Raw genomic sequence first — 17,967 nt, forward strand, 5'->3', positions numbered from 1 at the left:
TGCCGTTAACCAGGCTGAAAACAAGCACAGTCTTCACGCTCCTCTACAGCAGTAGTGCATGCCAATTCAATCAACTGATAGTCATACATACGGTACGTTTTCGCCATGGCCAGATATGTTGCAACGGCAACATCGAAAGATTGCTTTCGCTCTGTATCCTGTAGAGTCTGGCATCCTCTTCCTCAAGCGACTTAAGGCGTTTAACCTCAGGCACTTCCATACCGCCAGACTTCTTACTCCATGTGTAAAAAGTGCCATCTGAAATGGCGTGCTTAGGGCGAGCGCACGGGCCTAAACTCCGGCTTCGGCCTTGCGGAGAATACTGATGATCTGTTCGTCGGAAAAACGCTTCCTCATGGGGATGTCCTCATGTGACTTATGGAGACATTACTGACATTGCGGTGTGTTAATCAACGGGGAGGCGCTCAGTTTGAGATGCTTGTTGCGCGGATATGTTGAGTAGCCTATGATTGCAATTGCAACGATTGCATTTGCAATCCATTTATTCAATAAGGATAAACATGACACAGGTAATCTGCGACCTCGCATTTTATACGGCGGATACGCCAAACGGGCAAAAAGTCAGCATTTTTCTGAAAGAAGCCGGCCTGAAGTATGAGCAGTTCAATCTTGATCTTGGCAAGGGGGAGCAACATCGACCCGATTTCCTTAAGATCAACCCGAATGGCAAGATCCCTGCGATTGTTGATCGGCAAACCGGCCTGCGCATTTTTGAGTCGGGTGCCATCCTTTCCTGGCTCTCATCGAAAACGGGGTGTTTGATGCCCGCGACAGAAGCGGAAAACGTTGCCGTGCAACAATGGCTTTTTTTCCAGGTCGGCAGTATCGGTCCAATGTTGGGGCAATTGTGGTGGTTTTTACATGGTGCCAAAACGGTCAATGATGAGGCTATAGCGCGATACCAGGCGCAGTCACTACGTCTTTACCAGGTTGTGGAAAGGCGGCTCAGTGAGTCTGCTTTTCTTGCCGGTGAAAACTATAGCATTGCTGATATTGCCGCATTCACCTGGCTCAGAACATGGGACGAGCTGAGACTGAACATCACACCCTACCCTCACGTTAAGCGGTGGCTTCATGTGATCGCCGCGCGACCGGCGGTACAAGCGGGACTTAATGCGAGTAAGATGACTTCCAGAGCGACGAGGCAGCAATCAACGTCCAGTGAGGAGTAAGGCCATGGCGTGGACCTACTTGTTTCTTGCTGCTGCTCTTGAGATCGTGATGGGTATTTCCCTCAAATTAAACGCGGGGTGGACCCGGCTGGGGGCAAGTATCATCGCCGTTATAGCTGGAATGGGCAGCATTTATTTGCTTGCATTGGCATTGCGTTCCCTGCCTGTTGGAATGGCTTATGCTATGTGGACCGGCCTGGGAACGATTGGACTGGTCCTGGCGGGTATGCTGATTTTTCAGGATGAGCTGAGCTGGCCCAGGATGGGCTTTATGGGGCTGGCTTTTATCGGCATTATCGGGTTGCGCTTCTGCGAAACAACGGGGTAAGCGCATTAATGGCTCTGCTGCCGGTAGCACCGATTTTCAAAATATCATCGACGCTACGGAAATAGCGCAGGGCATAAATTCCCTCTTCAACATTGCAATCCAGACCTTATCGTGCAGGGGCAGGCTAAATGCTTTTTTCAGGATAAGGCTGGCGTTACTGTATCACTGGGCAGACGCTATAACGCGTCTGTTCATCCCCTACACGGATTTCAGATGCCATCATTTTCCCCGGCGTTGAGGCTGAAATATTTCATGCCACAGGGCCGGGAATTAACAAAAACACCAGGACATTAACCATTGAGGAAAGGCGTTAGCACCAGCCCTGCGACCTGAGATGTCCCTCTGATTGCCGCTTAATAATGGGGTAATGGTCCACCGCGAGAGCAGGTAATCGGATATGTTCACCTCGCAAGGGAACCAGGCCAAAGGGCTATTTTTGAGTCGGGGCGTTGTTCTGTGGTTATGTGGTACTGTTAACGCAGCGCTTTTTGTGCACGGGCCGCAGCAGCGACCTGGTTCAACGTGTCAGAAAAGGTGCTCTGCTCGTCGGTACTGAACTGGCTCAGAAAAAGTTCTGCCACCGCACTCTCATAGACTTTCCACATCTTCTTGCGTAGCGCACGCCCTTCCTTCGTGATGGTGGCATACGCCGCACGACCGTCCTCAGGCGAACGGGTGCGCTCGACCAGCCCTTCCTTTTCCAGTCGATCTACCAGACGCGTGAGATTGTAGCGCTCTATCGCCAGCGCATCGGCCAGTTCATGCATCCGACGGGTGCCGCCTTGCCCACTTTCCAGCCCCCAAAGTACGTCGTACCAGGCATAGGCGGGCAGTTTCGCGGCTGCCAGACGGCTCTCCACTTCACGAATCATCAAGCGATGAGCGCGTACAAACGCAAACCAGAGATCCGTTTGATTCTTCTCCATTGCGGGCTCCTTTCATTTTTTTAGTTGCAATTGCAATTATACATGACTTAGCATTGCGAACGCCAGAATTGCATTTGCAATTCATAATCCGGACTTAATGGTTGTACCACATTCGCTTGTTATGTTCGCCTGTTATCGTGCTTCAAATCGTTATTTTTTAAGGAGATCTACCATGAATTCACACTCTGAACTGGTCGATATTGACCCGCTGGAAACGCGAGAGTGGCTGGAAGCGCTGGAGGCAATTATGTCGGTTGAAGGCCGTTCACGTGCGCACTACTTGATTGACCGACTTACCGATTTCGATGCGACCCGGCACGGTGATTTTTATGGGCGCGTCACCACTCCCTATATCAATACGATTGATAAAAATCGGCAACCCGCTTATCCCGGCAGCCTCGACATTGAGCAGCGTTTAAATGCGTATATACGCTGGAATGCGATGGTCATGGTGCTGCGCGCCGGCAAGCATTCCAATGTCGGCGGGCACATTGCCACTTACCAGTCCGCGGCTGTGCTTTATGACGTAGGATTCAATCACTTTTTCCGCGGTCGCACCGGGACATTCGCCGGCGATATGATTTATATCCAGGGCCATTCCGCACCCGGTATTTACGGGCGCGCCTACCTGGAAGGGCGCATCAGTGAATCACAACTGGACAACTTCCGCCGTGAAGCCGGGCGTGATGGCCTCTCCTCCTACCCACACCCCCGTTTGATGCCCGAATTCTGGCAATTCCCGACGGTCTCTATGGGGCTTGGCCCGTTGACTGCGGTCTATCAGGCACGATTTATGCGCTATCTCGAGTACCGTGGAATGCTGGAACATCAGGGGCGCAAAGTGTGGGCCTTCCTGGGCGATGGAGAAATGGATCAGCCTGAATCGCTGGCGGCCATCTCGGTGGCAGGGCGAGAACGACTCGACAACGTCATCTTTGTCGTAAACTGCAATCTCCAGCGTCTCGACGGCCCGGTTCGGGGCAACAGCAAGATCGTTCAGGAGCTCGAAGGGACGTTCCGGGCCGCAGGCTGGAATGTCATCAAGGTGCTATGGGGCAGCGGCTGGGATGACCTGCTCAAGCGTGACACCAGCGGGCTGCTGCACCAGCGCATGATGGAGTGTATCGATGGGGAATACCAGACCTTCAAGTCGCAAAACGGCGCTTATGTGCGCGAGCACTTCTTCGGTAAATATCCTGAGTTGCTGGCGCTGGTGGCGCACTTGTCAGACGACGAGATTTGGGCGCTGACACGTGGCGGCCATGATCCAGAAAAGGTCTATGCCGCCTACGCAGAAGCGGTCAGCACAGAAGGCCGCCCTACAGTCGTGTTGGCCAAGACGGTCAAGGGGTTCGGAATGGGTGAAGCTGGCGAAGGCCAGAATATCAACCATCAGTTGAAGAAAATGAGTGCGGATGCGGTGCGTGCCTTTCGCGATCGTTTTTCACTCCCGGTACGGGATGACCAGCTTGAAGAGCTGCCTTACATCAAGCCCGCTCCTGACAGCGAAGAAGCCCATTACTTCGCGCAACGCAGAGCGATGCTCGGTGGTTATATTCCATCGCGTTCCCGACAGGCCGAGCCACTTGCGGTGCCGCCGCTCAGTACGTTCGATTCGCAGTTAAAAGGCAGCGGTGAGCGCGAAATCTCAACCACGATCTCCTTCGTGCGCATTCTGACCACGCTGCTCAAAGACCCTGAACTGGGCAAACTCGTCATCCCCATCGTGCCGGACGAATCGCGTACTTTTGGCATGGAAAGTCTGTTTCGCCAGATAGGCATTCACTCATTCCTGGGGCAACTTTATACCCCGCAGGATGCCGGACAACTGAGCTACTACAAAGAGGCGAAGGATGGTCAAATCTTGCAGGAAGGAATCAATGAATCCGGCGCAATGGCCTCATGGATTGCGGCAGGGACGGCTTATAGCAACCATGGCCTGCCGACGATCCCTTTCTATATCTTCTATTCCATGTTCGGCTTGCAGCGCGTCGGTGATTTGGCCTGGGCCGCTGGCGATGCGCGCACAAGAGGCTTTCTGCTGGGGGCCACGTCAGGCCGCACCACACTTATGGGGGAGGGTTTGCAGCACGATGATGGCCACAGCCATGTGCTGTCGTCAGTGATCCCCAATTGTATCTCGTATGACCCCACTTTTGCCTATGAGCTGGCGGTTATCATTCAGGATGGCCTGCGGCGTATGTACGCGGACCAGGAAGACATCTATTACTACATTACGCTGCTCAACGAGAACTATCCGAACCCTGCCATGCCGCAAGGCAGTGAGAATGGCATTCTCAAGGGACTCTACTTGTTGCATGACGGCCAGAAACAGGAATCCATGGCGGGGCAGAGCACCACGGCACATCTGCAGCTGCTGGGCAGCGGCGCGATCCTGCGTGAAGTGATTGCCGCCAGTGAGCTTCTGGCACAAGATTTCGGTGTTTCAAGTGATGTATGGAGTGCGACGAGTCTCACTGAACTGCGCCGGGAGGGGCTTGCGGCGGAGCGCTGGAATATGCTGCATTCAGAACAGGAACCGCGCATCCCGTATGTTCAGCAATGCTTGCAAGACCGTGCTGGTCCTGTCGTCGTGGCGACTGACTACATGAAGATTTTTGGCGACCAGATTCGTCCTTTCATTAACGACCGACGATTCATTAGCCTCGGTACGGATGGCTTCGGACGTTCAGATACGCGCCAGTCGTTGCGTACATTCTTCGAAGTCGATCGCCATTTCATTGTTCTCGCTGCGATCAAAGTGCTGGCCGATGAAGGCCGCCTGCCTCGCCAGAAAATCCAGGACGTGATCCTTCGTTACAATATTGATCCGGAAAAAATTGACCCAACAGCGATTGAGGAGCCTGGGCGATGAAGACATACCGTTTATTGAGAACTATCTATTCTCCCTCAGATCTCAGGCACCCGCATTGTCGCAAATTACCGCAACAGACATAGAAGTTGCTTGCCTTCCTGCGCGATAGCGTTTCCCGCACGGGAGGGCATCTCTCCTGGAGCCTGGCGTGGTTGAACTGACTATCATTTTGCATTACGTATTCGACACGCCTGACGACAGGGTTGTCTGGGATGTTGACCATTAGGCCTACCCACACAAGATCCTGACGGGCCGCAAAGCGCGGAAGCGAACATTACGACAGTGCGTTGGGATATCAGGTTTTCACGTGCGATCAGAATCACCGTTCGACGCGTTTGGCACCGCGCATTCGACCACGTCCTGTAACTGTGATGCCTCTTCATCACTTTCTGCTGCTGCAGTTATGCCAGCCTTCAGTTTGTAGTACATCTCGTTTCAGAAGTTAATTAACTGGCGCTGACTTCATGTTATAGCGATGCAGCAGCGCGTGCAGCGGTGTCATACAGTGATGAGATGGTGCGCAGCAGCTGCGCTGTTTCACCAATGGACGTCCCAGGAATACCGCTCTCGGCGTGGATTTTAATCAGGCAAGTTTCACGCACACTGCGATATTTCATACACAGAGCTTTGCCCTCCTCCGTCGTAGAAAAAAAGAGCTCTTTTCCGGCTTTTTCACTCGTCACATAGCCTGCTTTTACCAGTTTTTTCATCGCATAAGTCACCAGGTGTGTCTCTTCCACGTTCAGCACGAAGCAGATATCGGCCAGCTTTTTTTTACGGTCGCGGTGATTCACGTGATGCAGCAGCGAGATATCGAACGCGCCCATATCCGGCTCCCCGGCAGCTGTCATACAGCGCACCATCCATTTATTGAATGCGTTACTGGTCATTATCAGCGCGTACTCCAGCTCTGATAGTTCCGCGCAGCTCTCAGAGACCAGATGGCGTGAAGAAACAATTTTGCCATCGGTTATAGCGTCTGCCTGGGAAATTACCTGTTTTTTTAAGGTCATAACGTTCCTTGCGGGAGTGTGACATGTGCACATAACTATAAAGTTATCGACAAAATAAGAACATTTTATTGATAAATTGTTTACATGTTTTTTCGCTTCAGATATAGCTTTTGATTGCAGGTTCTGTAGGGCCTGACGCAAACACAACATCGCTCGCCGCATTGCACCGCTTCGCCCTGATGCGAAGTATTAAAAAAATAGCCGTCGGTGCGCAACGCTCACTTTAGATAGGGGAAATGGTTATGGACAGTTCTACACTGTTGCCGCTTATCGGGATACCGGTAGTGGTTATTGGTTTTGCTTTGCGCTTCAACCCGCTACTGGTGGTCGTGGTGGCGGGGCTTGCGACGGGTCTGCTGGTGGGCATGGATTTCGGCTTATTGCTGGAAACCTTTGGTGAGAAGTTCTTTAACAGTCGCTCACTGGCCACTTTCATTCTGATTTTGCCGGTTATTGGCCTGCTGGAATACTACGGCCTTAAAGAGCGCGCCCAGTCCTGGGTGGCGAAGTTCGCCAGTGCTACCTCTGCACGTATTCTGATGCTCTATTTTGTGGCCCGTGAGGGAACTGCCGCACTGGGGCTGATGTCCCTGGGGGGCCACGCCCAGACGGTGCGTCCGCTGCTGGCACCGATGGCTGAAGGCGCGGCAATGAATGAATATGGTGAGCTGCCGCAGCAAGTTCGTGACAAAATCAAAGCCCATGCTGCCGCATGCGACAATATCGCTGTCTTCTTCGGAGAAGATATCTTTATAGCTTTCGGCGCGGTTCTTCTGATCGATGCTTTCCTGAAAGAGAACGGCATCGAGGGGATCGAACCGCTGCACATTGGCCTGTGGGCTATTCCGACCGCCATTGCGGCATTGATTATTCATATGACGCGCTTGCTGCGTCTGGATGCCAGCATTCGCCGCGACGTGATGGCGTGGAAAGCCGAGCAGGGAATGCCGGAGGCCAGAAAATGATGACTTTAATCACTATCAACCGGGTTTATTACTTGATCGGCTTCGTTGTTATGTTGCTGGTGATGATGACCCTGCGCGATCGCGCTAACCCTAAACGTTTTACCACAGCGCTATTCTGGTTTCTTTTCGGCGGGATCTTCCTGTTTGGCGACCTTATGGTACAGGAGCTGGGGAAATCACTGGCGTACCGCATTATTGGGGGCGCCGTTATCGCTATTGCCCTGCTGGCGGGCTTCGGGCTGGTCGGGAAAGGTCACTATAAAATGTCTGACGAGGAGGCACGCGTCGCTTCGTCAGAACGACTGAAAAACTGGCTATTCCTGCCGGCGCTGATGATACCCGTAGTGACTGTCATCGCCACGTTGTTCCTGAAAGGCGTTTCAATTGGCAGCGTTTATCTTCTTGACCAGAAGCAGCTAACGCTGGCCGCGCTTTGTGTCGCCTGTGTTGCCGCTATCCTGACCGGCTGGTGGCTGACGAAGGGCACGCCACTTCATGCCGTGCGTCAATCCCGTCGCCTTGTGGATACGATTGGCTGGGCGGTGATCCTGCCGCAGATGCTGGCTATGCTGGGCGGCGTTTTTGTCGTTGCCGATACCGGCCATTCAGTACAAAAGGTGGTAAGCCTGTTTGTTCATCCCGATAACCGCTTCATGCTGGTGGTGATCTACTGCGTGGGGATGGCGCTGTTTACCATCATCATGGGCAACGCCTTTGCGGCTTTCCCGGTACTTAGCGCGGGTATTGCGTTGCCCTTCCTGATTAACGTCCATCACGGCGACCCTGCACCGCTGCTGGCAATCGGTATGTATGCCGGCTACTGCGGTACCCTGATGACGCCAATGGCCGCGAACTTCAATATCGTTCCGGCGGCACTGCTGGAGCTTAAAGATAAATATCAGGTCATAAAGATCCAGATCCCAACCGCGTTAGCCGTGCTGGTGGTGAACGTGTTCTTAATGTATTTCCTCGTGTTTCGCTAAGGAGCTGTTATGGAACTAACGCAACAACAGGCTGACGCTTTTGCCCGGATGCCTTTGACCTATCTGCGCCAGGAATATCCGAATCACATTATGCATCTGCTTAATGATGATGGTGATGTTTTGCCTCCTCGCGAACTGCATCCCATTTTCTACGGCTGCTTTGACTGGCACTCTGCGGTACACGGTTACTGGTTATTGCTGCGCTGCCTGCGTCTTTTCCCCGAGCTGTCGTGTCGTGAAGAGATTATCGCCCTGTTCGAAGAACACCTTACTGACGAGAAGGTGGCGAAAGAGCTGGCCTATTTTACCGCGCCGATGCGCGCGTCGTTCGAGCGTCCTTATGGCTACGGCTGGCTGCTGGCGCTGGCCCAGGAACTTCAACACTCTTCGCTGCCCCACGCCGAACGCTGGTACCTGACCCTGCAGCCATTAACCCAAAATATTCGCGACAGGCTGATGGATTATCTCAGCAAGCTAACCTATCCAATCCGCGTGGGTACGCACTACAACACCGCCTTTGCGCTGACTCTGGGGCTGGATTATGCCCGCATGGTGCAGGATAGCTCGCTGGAGCAATGCATTCTGTCTGCGGCTAATCGGTTTTATCTGGCAGATACGCATTATCCGGCGCATTTCGAGCCAGGCGGAGATGAATACATTTCTGGCGCGCTCACCGAGGCCCTGCTGATGAGCAAGGTGGTCGACAATTTCCCGGCCTGGTTCGATACGTTTTTACCGGGTGTGTGTTCGGTCCCGGCGCTGATGAACCCGGCAGAAGTGAGCGACCGGACCGATCCTAAAATTGCTCATCTCGATGGGTTAAACCTCAGTCGTGCCTGGTGCATGAAGCATATCGCCAGGGCACTGCCGGAAAAACATCCGGTGAAGCAGGCGCTGCGTGATGCCATTGCGCGGCATCTGGATGCAAGCATTAATCATGTGGTAGGAAGCCACTATAGCGGTGGGCACTGGCTGGCGAGTTTTGCGTTGCTGGCAGTAGAGCCACTACCCGCAGACGACGGATACCGCCACGCTATGCGTTGATGGGGTGTGTCACGATATGTCATGAAAAAGTAACCAGTACATAAAAGGTTTGCTATGCGCAATGTGGCAGAGCAATCCTGTCATCATAATGGTTACTTCCACTTTTCGCTAAAAGCAGGTATTCAGCTCAGTTAGCTTGTCCACTTCGTGCCAAAAACGGCAGTATCTAATAGAATATTGCGTGGATGAAATAGCTGTTATTGCCGCATGATGCAAATACCCCGCAAGGGCGGGGTTTTAACGAAGCTACAATCTTTTGATCAGGCTCTCAATGTTGGCTGGTTCAAAGTAATGCGGATTAGCTTCGCCATTTATAAGGAAACCCTCTTTTTCTTCGATAAAAAACCCATGCAAATGCGTGGGTTTTACTTTTTACTCTGCCGCATAGCTTCAGGTGCGGTGCCCACGTATATTGCTCTCTGCTTTCGTGATGCAAAAGGATGGATGTGTAATGGGCAACAAACTCGCCAGACAACTTACTCGACCAAAGGAAAAGGGAAAAGAGGCCGTATGCGACAGATTCGATCTGCAGGTCACCTACCGGCACCCTCTGCTTCGTATCGAACTGCATACCGATCTGCCGCTTAACACGCGCGTCGCCATCGCCGTGAGCAGAACATTCGAAGAGAAAGATGGGCATACGTGGATTTGGACCATGCTGGATATGATCGAGCCGGTAGTTGCGCTGAGGGACGGCATCAACGGCCTGGTGCTGGAGCGCTCTTACGATCACCTCGATGCCAACGGGTTGAAGTCCTGGAAACATCTGGTGCGCAGCATGTCGGTCGAGCTTGCAACGCTGCCCTCTGCTGAAACTATCATCGTGCTAAATGCGCCATCCGGCGAGCATCGGTTTGGCATCTGTAACCGTAAGCTCACAGGCCTTGCAGTTATACGCGAGCCATCCGGCCATTATGTACAGCGTGGCGCGTCCATTATGATCCCATTATCTCCGGCAGTCAGGGAAGCTGTGGCCATTGATGGCGATGTGACGGCTATCGATGACGCTGAGACAGTGGCTAATCCTCTGACGGATGAGAATACGCTCTCTGTACGAAGCGCCACGTTGACGACCCGCCGGGTGTGATAGCGGGTGTGCTTACTCTTCACAAGCAGAAAGCGTCACCATTAAAAGCCGTGCCGAGGCGAAGATAAGTGCCCTACTACTTACACATAAAAAGAGGAGGTCTGGAATGAATAGTCATGAAGCGGATAAAGTCCATCTCTGGATTGGCAGCAATCACGATTCAGAGGAGCAATATCACCGCTATTTTGCCCTGGATTACTCCACTGAAGGCGATTTTGATGACCCCGCCTATCAGGTGTGTCCGTTTTGTCGCTATCTCGGTATCAAATGGTACGACGAGGATTTCATTGGCATTATCCCAAGAGAAGCTGAGGATGTTGCACTTGACGAGATTCTTCAGGAGGCGGCTATTGATAAGGATGAAATCAGTAAAGTAAAGGCTATCTGCTCGGCTTCAGGTATTGAAAAAGCTAACGCTATTTTGTGGTATTCAAGCGGCGATCGTCCCCTTTCCCCCGCAGCCGACAGCGACTTCAAAGGATTAAAATACCTTGGCTGTTTTTTAGGTGATTAAGTTATTCCTCTACCTCATATCGCCCAAAATGATGCCTACCTGCCGGAATAATCTGTAAAGCACGATTCAGCTTACCGCGTCATCACGCTATATCCGGCGCGTTTAATTGAAAGTGTGTGCCCGCGTAATAACGGGGCTGAGATGAGGATATTTCACAGCGGGGCTGTTGCTAAAACGACAAATAGTGGCGGTAAGTATAAGTTTTACGCAGAGTGAAAAGTGACAACGATGCAATGCCTCTCTCTCAAAAAGCCCACGCACGGACGTGGACTCTTTGACGTCTCTTACGCCAGCGGCCAGGCTCCGGCTTCGCTCACCTTCGCAGAGCCGCTCCAGGCGAAGAGAGAGAGCGCGCGCTTCTCTGCGTCGGGATAGATGCGGCTGCTGAGGCACGCCTCGCCGTCGTTAACAAACACCTCCACCGATGAGCTGTCGAAGAAGAGGCGCAGCTCCAGCGAAGCATTAATATCAACCGGCACGCTGCGCATACCGCATAGCCCATACTGCGGATAGTGGCGCGCCAGCACCAGGCGCGCCATCTGCACATCAACGTAAACGCGCAGCCCCTCGCCGAGGCTCACACCATACTGCTCCGCGCTACAGTTGGCGCACTCCCAGCGCAGGAGCACTTCAAGCGCTTCGCCGCTCACCAGCTGCGTGCTTTGCTGATTCTCAAGCAACGTAACTGACCACGGCATCCACGTGCCACGCAGGGTTTCCACCTCTCTTGCCGGGCGCATCTGCAGACGGTTATCGGCACTCAGGGTCACTTCACGCGGTAGCGACAGCATTCCGGCCCAGCCATCCTGCTGCTCCGGCAGCGGTGATTCCCACATATCCAGCCAGCCAATCACAATCCGCCGACCATCAGGCGTCAGCAGACTTTGCGGGGCATAAAAGTCATGGCCGTGATCCAGCTCGATAAACTCGCTCTCGCGCACAAAAGGCTGGCCAGGCTGCCACTGACCGAGAATATAGCCGCTCTGGAAGAGATTACGGTTGCTGTAGCCCTGCGCCGCGATCCCTTGCGGCGAGAACATCAGCACCCGTTTGCCGCCGAGGGTGAAAAAGTCCGGGCACTCCCACATAAAGCCCAGCGCTTTTTCCGCCTCATCCAGCACACCGGCGTCCTGCCACTCGCGCAGATCCGCGGAGCGATAGAGACGAACATGGCCCGTTTCGCCGTCGCGGGCGCCGACAACCATGAACCACTCATCCCCTTCCCGCCATACTTTCGGATCGCGAAAGTGGTGCAGCCCGGGCGGCGTATCCAGCACCATTCCCTGACGCTGGAAATGGATGCCGTCGCGGCTGGTGGCCAGGCACTGCACCTGATAGAGATTGGCCTCATCCGTCGGATCGCCGTGAAACTTATGCCCGGTGTAGATCAACGCCAGCGTGTCGCCATCAACCACCGCCGAGCCGGAAAAGCAGCCATCTTTATCTGCCGGGCCTTCCGGTGCCAATGCCACCGGCAGATGCTCCCAGCGCAGAAGATCTTTGCTGCGCGCATGTCCCCAGTGCATCGGTCCCCACTGTGTTGAATAGGGATGATGCTGATAAAAGGCATGGTACCAGCCATCAAACCACACCAGCCCATTCGGGTCGTTCATCCAGCCTGCGCGCGCCGCAAGGTGGTAGCGCGGATACCAGCGCAGGTTTAACGTGTCTCGTTTGGCCACAAGCGCCTGTTCAGCGCCGGCAAGTGAATATGTCATAGTCGCTACTCTTTTCAGTTAAATGGCGGAGGGTTGCGGCATCAGCGGGTCAGAAGATGACTTACCGGAACGCAACAGGAAGATGGAGATAAAGGTGGTGGCGAAGACCAGCAGCCCCATGATCAGATAGGACTGGGCAAAGCCATATTTCTCATAGCTGTAGCCCGCCAGCGGTGACAGCACCGAGGCGATCACTGAGCTGGTGCAGGCGAAGCCCACCAGGTAGAGCGTTGAAGAGAGACGTTTGTCGAAGTGCAGGCTGTTGTACTTAAAGATCGCCACCAGCAGGATCGGCAGCTCGACCGCGTGCAGCAGTTTGGTGATGGAGATAAGCAGCGGCCCCTCCACCAGCCCGGAGGCGATCATGCGCATTGCCATCACCATGCCGGCGAAAATCAGGCCATTTTTCGCGCCGATTCTGTTCACCAGCCACGGGGCGCAGAACATGCCCGCTGCTTCGAGAAACACCTGGAACGAATTGAGATAGCCATACATGGCGTTGCCCTCCTGCAAGGTCGGGAACTGCGAGGAGAAGTAGACCGGGAACTGCTGGTCGTAGACACCGTAAATGCAGGTGCCAATCACGAACAGCACCAGCGCCCAGAAGCGCGGCAGCGTCAGTAAACCCAGCGCATCGGCAAGCGTCACCTTCCCGCCGCTGACCGCTTCCTGCATCGCATGTGGCGCAGAGGAGACTTTTAAGCGCGCCAGCAGCACAAAGAAGATCAGCCCGGAGGCGCTCGCCACCGCGAAGTTGAGTTTCGGGTTGATGTTAAACAGCAGACCGGCAAAAAAGGTCGCCACCGCCCAGCCTAGGGATCCCCACATCCGCGCTTTACCAAACTCAAACTGGCTCTGGCGCGCAACGCGCTCGGTGTAGGACTCCAGCACCCCGATGCCGCCGTTGAAGGTTAAGCCGATATAGATGCCACCAAAGATGCTGCCGAGCAGGATGTTGATCTGCAGCAAATAGCCAAACAGCAAAAATGCCGGGCCGGAGAGCGCCAGCATGGCGGTCAGATACCAGAGCAGGTTTTTACGCAGGCCGAGCTTGTCCTGAATAAAGCCATAACAGATCTGCGCAAACAGTGCAGAAACGGAGAGCACGGCGTAGATGATCCCGGTATCCCCCGCTTTCAGGCCCACTTCCTGATGGAGCCAGATGGAGAGCAGCGAGCCGGAAGCGGACCATGTGACGAAAAAGAAGAACAGTAAGGCACTGAGCAGTGAGTAGCTGTGAGCGTGAGGGGCTTTCATCATGACAGTCTCATGTTGGAGTTGTGCAGCGATGATAACGTTAACATCTACTATTACTCCTGCGGTTCTGCTGAGATTCATGATGTTAATCACAAGAGTTAACGTTAACATAACAGGAGTGAGAGGGAGATCAAACTCCGCGCCTGTGACAAAACCCTAAATACGGTACGATAGCGCTCTCTCAGGCCGCAGTGATGAAGTCAGTAAGCCCGCATGGAGTAACAGATATGGCGTCTCTGAAGGATGTAGCACAACTGGCGAACGTCTCGCTAATGACGGTCTCGCGCGCGCTGAACAGCCCACAACGGCTAAAGCCAGAGACGCTGGCACGGGTGCAGGCGGCAATTGAGCAGACCAATTATGTCCCGGATCTCTCAGCGAAAAAGATCCGCGGCGCACACGCCTCGCCGAAAACCATCGGTGTGCTGGCGCTCGACACCGTGACAACGCCCTTCTCGGTGGAGATCACCTTATCGATTGAAGAGACCGCACGCGCACACGGCTGGAACAGCTTCGTGATGAATATGTTCACCGATGACAATCCGGATGCGATTGTTGATCTGCTCCTCTCCCACCGGCCAGACGGCATTATCTACACCACCATGGGGCTGCGCCAGGTGCCGCTGCCCGCCAAGCTGCTCACCCTGCCCTGCGTGCTCGCCAACTGTGAAAGCCTGCACGATCCGGTCGCCAGCTATATTCCGGACGATGAACAGGGCCAGTACAACGCGGTAAAAGCCCTGCTTGCGGCGGGTTATCGCCAGCCGCTCTGCCTGCATCTGCCCGAGCCGCTGCTCGCCACCGCGCGTCGGCGCAAGGGGCTTGAGCGCGCCTGCCGGGAAGCCGGGGTTAACCCGGACACCCTTACTCATCACTATATGGCGCTGGGTGACGAGCATTACCGCGACATTCCTGCGCGGGTGCGGGCACATATCCACGCGCAAAAGCCGCAGTTCGATTCGGTGATATGCGGTAACGATCGTATCGCCTTTATGGTCTATCAAACGTTACTTGCGCAGGGGCTGCGCATTCCGCAGGATGTCGCAGTCGTCGGCTACGACAACATGGTCGGCATCGGTGAACTGTTCCTGCCCTCTCTTGCAACGGTGCAGCTACCGCATTATGAGATCGGGCGTCTGAGCGCCTTACACATCATTAACGCTACCGAACACACGCAGACCACGCGCGTTGCCAGCCCGTTCCTGCTGCGTGATTCGCTCGCAAAGTTAAGTTAGGCGCAGCCATGTTCAGACAGCTTAACAACGTAACGCCCCATCTCCTTCACGCGGCTACGCCCTCAAGGCTTGCCGCTCATGAGGTGGTGATTGACGGTCACGCAACCGGATTTACGGTACCTGCACAGGTGATTGAAGCCGCAATTGAGGTAGATGAATCCCGGCTGTTGCTTTTTCTCACCGATGATGTCCCCTTTGAAGAGGCGCTGGAGATAGTGTTAATCGATCGTCAGCAGGGGGTGAAAGAGATGCTGACACTCGGGGGGGCGTATACCACCGGCAGCTTTGCCGATTTAGCACTGTTTTCACAGGCGGTTGAATTTAGCTTTATTGGCGATACGACATGGCGGGTGGAGATCCCGGATCGCCCCTTTTTCAGGCTCCCCTTTGTAGGCGATCCGCGTGGTATCTGGCGACCGGTTGCGCGTAAACACTACATTCTTGTCTCAGCCGATCCACCACCAGCGCGTATGGATGGCAGTCGCTAACCGGCAGTCTGGATCTACTCTCGTTTAAAACATTGCAAACCTATACCAGGAGCAACAATGCCTCTCTCATATGGAAAACCGGCAGCAAAAAACGCCATCTTGCCGCTGCTGACAACCTTTAGCTTTAGCGCACCCGAAGCATATCTGGATTTTCTGCAACTTAAAAACGGCCTGGCGGTGAAGAGTCCCGACTACTGCAATCTGCCTTATCACGGCGTTGAGCGAGGAGAAGTGGCATTTTCAGCGCTGTTTGGCATAGATACGCGCAATAAGTACTACGACCTGAAGTATAACAATGATGAGTTTCTGGAGGAGCTCGACTTTCTGTCGGGCGCGTTGTTGATTGGCGATGATCCGGGCGGTAACTTCTTCGTGTTGATAAATGGGGGCAATCGCGAAGGTGTTTACTACTGGGACAGAACGCATCTGCATTGTGAAGATGATATCCAGCAATTTGATATTGCTGAACAGCAAGAGTGCGGCAATCTCTACAAAGTGGCACCTGATTTCACCATCTTTTATCAGATGATCCTCCAGCATGCCTGCACACAGGGCGAAATCTGCCTCGATGACCTCTGAATGCCGGCAGAGGCTAAAACAGCGCGCGGGCAGCAAGCCTGCCAGCGCGCGACAAACGTTACCCCACCTGACCGTGATTGAGCCGTGTCAGCGGCGCATTCACATCAAACAGTTTGACGGTGATATTGGTAGCACCAAACTGTTTTAACCGCTCCATATGCTTATTCATATAACGCTGTGCGTTCGCTTCGCAGTCAAAGAGATAAACCCCTCCCGCTTCCAGGGCCTGCGCATTCTCGGTCCACACTTTCCACAGAAAACCCGGCTCCTGATTAATCGACTCTGCCAGCGCCACCAGTTGATCCGACATTTTGTCGCCAAATGGACCGTTAAAATCGAAGTGAATCTGCAGCAGTTTATTGGTCATACTATCCTCCGTGATGGCATGTTAATGTGCCTGTTGACCCTATTTCATCGAAGGCGAAATAGCAAAAAAATCCACGCCTAAGCGTGGATTTGGTATCAGAGCAGGTGAAGCAGTACGGTTAAATATCGTCTGTTGTATGGTGTACAACGATTTCCAGGGTGTGGCGTACAATATCGCTTTTGATCACATCCTCTGTGGTCTCGATCATCTTGATCAACTCCAGGATCAAGGCCTTGTGGGTAATACGTTCACCAGTTGCCAATACGCCACGAATTGCTGCGCCCAGTACTGCAGACTCCTCTGCAAGCGTATCACCACCGCTGCGAAAATACTCAGCGAGAGAGATATCAGGCAAATTTTCATATTCGTGTGCATCCAGCAAAACCTGGCTCATCGCTTACTCCATCTATTATTGATAGTAACCGTGTCTATTAATGTTTTTTTGAGCTGCCTGACGTGTTATCGCCAAACAGTTGAAAAACGTTATCACTGCTCTGTTCATCCCACTCATCGCGCTCACTTCCTGTACCGCGCTTCAGGGAGGCGAAATTATTATTGCTAATTTCAGCAATAATCCGCCCCAGCATCTGCCGCCGCTGACTATCCTGCTCGCTGGCCTCCATCGACCGCAGCCTGTTGATCAGCGCACGGGTGCTAATGGGTGAGTTATCTTTTAGAAGTGACAACACGGCCACTCCGATAAGTTCATCTGTCAGTTGCTCTATTTCACTACTATTCATAACTGCATCTCGGGTTGCCGCTACTTGCCGAACTGCAATTGCGGCATGAAGCCAATTCTCCCTTGGGGACGATTAACTTTTCTGCACGCGCATGAAGCGCCTCATCACCCCGCGAGAATTGACTTAAAAGCCAAAAGTATTGCCGTTGGTCAAACTCAATTAGCGATCGAAAAGCAGGCCAATCAACGTGTGATAGTGGCTCTCCTCTTCCGGACCAGAAGCCTGCTCCAGCCGGCTCAGCAATTTAGTACAAATTGCCTTGCGGTTCAGGTTACGTCCTTCGCTCAGGATCTCAACGGCGATCTGTCCCAGCGTCTGCTGCTGAGTCGGAAGGGATGCCTTGTTGAAATAGCGGGTAATGGCATTAGCTGTGTTCGGAAAATAACCGTTCTGCTGCATATGTCACTCCTCAAATAATCCATTAACTTGTTAAAGTAAGGTTAAAGTTATACAAAAAAGGCCCGCTTGTACATAGAAATTGTACAAGTTTGTTAGTCACCTAATGAATATTTAATAATATTCATATTTATCAAGTGATTATAAACAGCATAATTTTTACGTGGTTGACTAAGGTTGTACAAGCTTGAAGTCGCTTTGAAAGACAGCGAAAAACAGCATAATTCTCTGCTAAATCAAGGAAGACGAGGCACTTTGC

General features: G+C 53.2%; 19 protein-coding genes and 2 pseudogenes. 12 read left to right on the forward strand and 9 right to left on the reverse strand.

Annotated elements, in window-relative coordinates; genetic code table 11:
• Positions 1-136: 136 nt before the first annotated feature.
• A pseudogene (locus HF650_RS12560) lies at positions 137-357 on the reverse strand (transposase); the annotation flags it as partial.
• 176 nt (positions 358-533) lie between these two features.
• Between HF650_RS12560 and HF650_RS12565 the strand changes: the two are divergent.
• Positions 534-1,193, forward strand: a complete 660-nt coding sequence (locus HF650_RS12565; protein WP_223284325.1) for a glutathione binding-like protein — start codon at positions 534-536, stop codon at positions 1,191-1,193.
• A 4-nt stretch (positions 1,194-1,197) separates the two neighbouring features.
• Positions 1,198-1,521 (forward strand): multidrug efflux SMR transporter, encoded by a 324-nt coding sequence (locus HF650_RS12570; RefSeq protein ID WP_187798963.1) that lies wholly within the window; start codon positions 1,198-1,200, stop codon positions 1,519-1,521.
• A 473-nt stretch (positions 1,522-1,994) separates the two neighbouring features.
• Here the strand turns inward: HF650_RS12570 and HF650_RS12575 are convergent, their stop codons facing one another.
• Positions 1,995-2,447, reverse strand: a complete 453-nt coding sequence (locus tag HF650_RS12575; RefSeq protein ID WP_187798964.1) for a MarR family transcriptional regulator — start codon at positions 2,445-2,447, stop codon at positions 1,995-1,997.
• 172 nt (positions 2,448-2,619) lie between these two features.
• Between HF650_RS12575 and aceE the strand changes: the two genes are divergently transcribed.
• Positions 2,620-5,322, forward strand: a complete 2,703-nt coding sequence (gene aceE, locus HF650_RS12580; RefSeq protein WP_187798965.1) for a pyruvate dehydrogenase (acetyl-transferring), homodimeric type — start codon at positions 2,620-2,622, stop codon at positions 5,320-5,322.
• Between the two features lie 148 nt (positions 5,323-5,470).
• Positions 5,471-5,746, forward strand: a pseudogene (locus tag HF650_RS12585) (1-deoxy-D-xylulose-5-phosphate synthase N-terminal domain-containing protein).
• A 43-nt stretch (positions 5,747-5,789) separates the two neighbouring features.
• On the opposite strand, the gene HF650_RS12590 reads toward HF650_RS12585, so the two are convergent.
• Complete coding sequence (locus HF650_RS12590) at positions 5,790-6,335, reverse strand: winged helix DNA-binding protein (RefSeq protein ID WP_187798966.1); 546 nt, start codon at positions 6,333-6,335, stop codon at positions 5,790-5,792.
• 242 nt (positions 6,336-6,577) lie between these two features.
• Here HF650_RS12590 and HF650_RS12595 point away from each other — a divergent pair, with 242 nt between their 5' ends.
• From HF650_RS12595 to HF650_RS12615, 5 genes are all read left to right on the forward strand, one after another.
• Positions 6,578-7,300: a DUF969 domain-containing protein gene (locus tag HF650_RS12595; protein WP_187798967.1), complete on the forward strand. Its 723-nt coding sequence runs from the start codon at positions 6,578-6,580 to the stop codon at positions 7,298-7,300.
• The gene (locus HF650_RS12600) at positions 7,297-8,283 is read left to right on the forward strand and encodes a DUF979 domain-containing protein (protein WP_187798968.1); all 987 of its coding nucleotides are present in this window, start codon (positions 7,297-7,299) and stop codon (positions 8,281-8,283) included. The genes HF650_RS12595 and HF650_RS12600 overlap by 4 nt, the downstream gene beginning before the upstream one ends.
• Before the next feature lie 9 nt (positions 8,284-8,292).
• Positions 8,293-9,327 carry a DUF2891 domain-containing protein gene (locus HF650_RS12605; RefSeq protein ID WP_187798969.1) on the forward strand — a complete coding sequence of 345 codons (1,035 nt, stop codon included), beginning with the start codon at positions 8,293-8,295 and terminating at the stop codon, positions 9,325-9,327.
• Between the two features lie 451 nt (positions 9,328-9,778).
• Positions 9,779-10,414 carry a hypothetical protein gene (locus tag HF650_RS12610; protein ID WP_187798970.1) on the forward strand — a complete coding sequence of 212 codons (636 nt, stop codon included), beginning with the start codon at positions 9,779-9,781 and terminating at the stop codon, positions 10,412-10,414.
• Positions 10,415-10,520: 106 nt separating this feature from the next.
• Positions 10,521-10,928, forward strand: coding sequence for an immunity 22 family protein (locus tag HF650_RS12615; RefSeq protein ID WP_187798971.1), 408 nt, complete (start codon positions 10,521-10,523; stop codon positions 10,926-10,928).
• Between the two features lie 284 nt (positions 10,929-11,212).
• On the opposite strand, the gene HF650_RS12620 is transcribed toward HF650_RS12615, so the two are convergent.
• Positions 11,213-12,646 carry a glycoside hydrolase family 32 protein gene (locus HF650_RS12620; protein WP_187798972.1) on the reverse strand — a complete coding sequence of 478 codons (1,434 nt, stop codon included), beginning with the start codon at positions 12,644-12,646 and terminating at the stop codon, positions 11,213-11,215.
• 18 nt (positions 12,647-12,664) lie between these two features.
• Positions 12,665-13,906 (reverse strand): MFS transporter, encoded by a 1,242-nt coding sequence (locus HF650_RS12625; protein WP_187798973.1) that lies wholly within the window; start codon positions 13,904-13,906, stop codon positions 12,665-12,667.
• Positions 13,907-14,130: 224 nt separating this feature from the next.
• Here HF650_RS12625 and HF650_RS12630 point away from each other — a divergent pair, with 224 nt between their 5' ends.
• The 3 genes from HF650_RS12630 to HF650_RS12640 are packed head-to-tail and all read left to right on the forward strand — an operon-like array spanning position 14,131 to position 16,205.
• Positions 14,131-15,138 (forward strand): LacI family DNA-binding transcriptional regulator, encoded by a 1,008-nt coding sequence (locus HF650_RS12630; RefSeq protein ID WP_187798974.1) that lies wholly within the window; start codon positions 14,131-14,133, stop codon positions 15,136-15,138.
• A gap of 8 nt (positions 15,139-15,146) precedes the next feature.
• Complete coding sequence (locus tag HF650_RS12635; protein ID WP_187798975.1) at positions 15,147-15,626, forward strand: hypothetical protein; 480 nt, start codon at positions 15,147-15,149, stop codon at positions 15,624-15,626.
• A 57-nt stretch (positions 15,627-15,683) separates the two neighbouring features.
• On the forward strand, positions 15,684-16,205 hold the full coding sequence (locus HF650_RS12640; RefSeq protein WP_187798976.1) for an SMI1/KNR4 family protein: 522 nt from the start codon (positions 15,684-15,686) through the stop codon (positions 16,203-16,205).
• Between the two features lie 58 nt (positions 16,206-16,263).
• Here HF650_RS12640 and HF650_RS12645 read toward each other — a convergent pair whose 3' ends face one another.
• From HF650_RS12645 to ycgZ, 4 genes are all read right to left on the reverse strand, one after another.
• Positions 16,264-16,572: a monooxygenase gene (locus HF650_RS12645; RefSeq protein WP_187798977.1), complete on the reverse strand. Its 309-nt coding sequence runs from the start codon at positions 16,570-16,572 to the stop codon at positions 16,264-16,266.
• Between the two features lie 118 nt (positions 16,573-16,690).
• Positions 16,691-16,966, reverse strand: a complete 276-nt coding sequence (locus tag HF650_RS12650) for a biofilm development regulator YmgB/AriR family protein (protein ID WP_187798978.1) — start codon at positions 16,964-16,966, stop codon at positions 16,691-16,693.
• A 37-nt stretch (positions 16,967-17,003) separates the two neighbouring features.
• A complete protein-coding gene (locus HF650_RS12655; protein ID WP_187798979.1) occupies positions 17,004-17,312 on the reverse strand; it encodes a hypothetical protein in 309 nt (102 codons plus the stop codon).
• 159 nt (positions 17,313-17,471) lie between these two features.
• Positions 17,472-17,711, reverse strand: a complete 240-nt coding sequence (gene ycgZ, locus HF650_RS12660) for a regulatory protein YcgZ (protein ID WP_023478790.1) — start codon at positions 17,709-17,711, stop codon at positions 17,472-17,474.
• Between the last annotated feature and the right edge of the window lie 256 nt (positions 17,712-17,967).

It is taken from the genome of Kosakonia sp. SMBL-WEM22 (assembly GCF_014490785.1).
Taxonomy (GTDB): domain Bacteria; phylum Pseudomonadota; class Gammaproteobacteria; order Enterobacterales; family Enterobacteriaceae; genus Kosakonia.

Excerpts from the sequence above, each read along its gene's own strand:
- HF650_RS12570 (WP_187798963.1), top strand. The coding sequence starts at position 1,198 with ATGGCGTGGACCTACTTGTTTCTTGCTGCTGCTCTTGAGATCGTGATG.
- HF650_RS12575 (WP_187798964.1), bottom strand. The coding sequence starts at position 2,447 with ATGGAGAAGAATCAAACGGATCTCTGGTTTGCGTTTGTACGCGCTCAT.
- aceE (WP_187798965.1), top strand. The coding sequence starts at position 2,620 with ATGAATTCACACTCTGAACTGGTCGATATTGACCCGCTGGAAACGCGA.
- HF650_RS12590 (WP_187798966.1), bottom strand. The coding sequence starts at position 6,335 with ATGACCTTAAAAAAACAGGTAATTTCCCAGGCAGACGCTATAACCGAT.
- HF650_RS12595 (WP_187798967.1), top strand. The coding sequence starts at position 6,578 with ATGGACAGTTCTACACTGTTGCCGCTTATCGGGATACCGGTAGTGGTT.
- HF650_RS12600 (WP_187798968.1), top strand. The coding sequence starts at position 7,297 with ATGATGACTTTAATCACTATCAACCGGGTTTATTACTTGATCGGCTTC.
- HF650_RS12605 (WP_187798969.1), top strand. The coding sequence starts at position 8,293 with ATGGAACTAACGCAACAACAGGCTGACGCTTTTGCCCGGATGCCTTTG.
- HF650_RS12610 (WP_187798970.1), top strand. The coding sequence starts at position 9,779 with ATGGGCAACAAACTCGCCAGACAACTTACTCGACCAAAGGAAAAGGGA.
- HF650_RS12615 (WP_187798971.1), top strand. The coding sequence starts at position 10,521 with ATGAATAGTCATGAAGCGGATAAAGTCCATCTCTGGATTGGCAGCAAT.
- HF650_RS12620 (WP_187798972.1), bottom strand. The coding sequence starts at position 12,646 with ATGACATATTCACTTGCCGGCGCTGAACAGGCGCTTGTGGCCAAACGA.
- HF650_RS12625 (WP_187798973.1), bottom strand. The coding sequence starts at position 13,906 with ATGATGAAAGCCCCTCACGCTCACAGCTACTCACTGCTCAGTGCCTTA.
- HF650_RS12630 (WP_187798974.1), top strand. The coding sequence starts at position 14,131 with ATGGCGTCTCTGAAGGATGTAGCACAACTGGCGAACGTCTCGCTAATG.
- HF650_RS12635 (WP_187798975.1), top strand. The coding sequence starts at position 15,147 with ATGTTCAGACAGCTTAACAACGTAACGCCCCATCTCCTTCACGCGGCT.
- HF650_RS12640 (WP_187798976.1), top strand. The coding sequence starts at position 15,684 with ATGCCTCTCTCATATGGAAAACCGGCAGCAAAAAACGCCATCTTGCCG.
- HF650_RS12645 (WP_187798977.1), bottom strand. The coding sequence starts at position 16,572 with ATGACCAATAAACTGCTGCAGATTCACTTCGATTTTAACGGTCCATTT.
- HF650_RS12650 (WP_187798978.1), bottom strand. The coding sequence starts at position 16,966 with ATGAGCCAGGTTTTGCTGGATGCACACGAATATGAAAATTTGCCTGAT.
- HF650_RS12655 (WP_187798979.1), bottom strand. The coding sequence starts at position 17,312 with ATGAATAGTAGTGAAATAGAGCAACTGACAGATGAACTTATCGGAGTG.
- ycgZ (WP_023478790.1), bottom strand. The coding sequence starts at position 17,711 with ATGCAGCAGAACGGTTATTTTCCGAACACAGCTAATGCCATTACCCGC.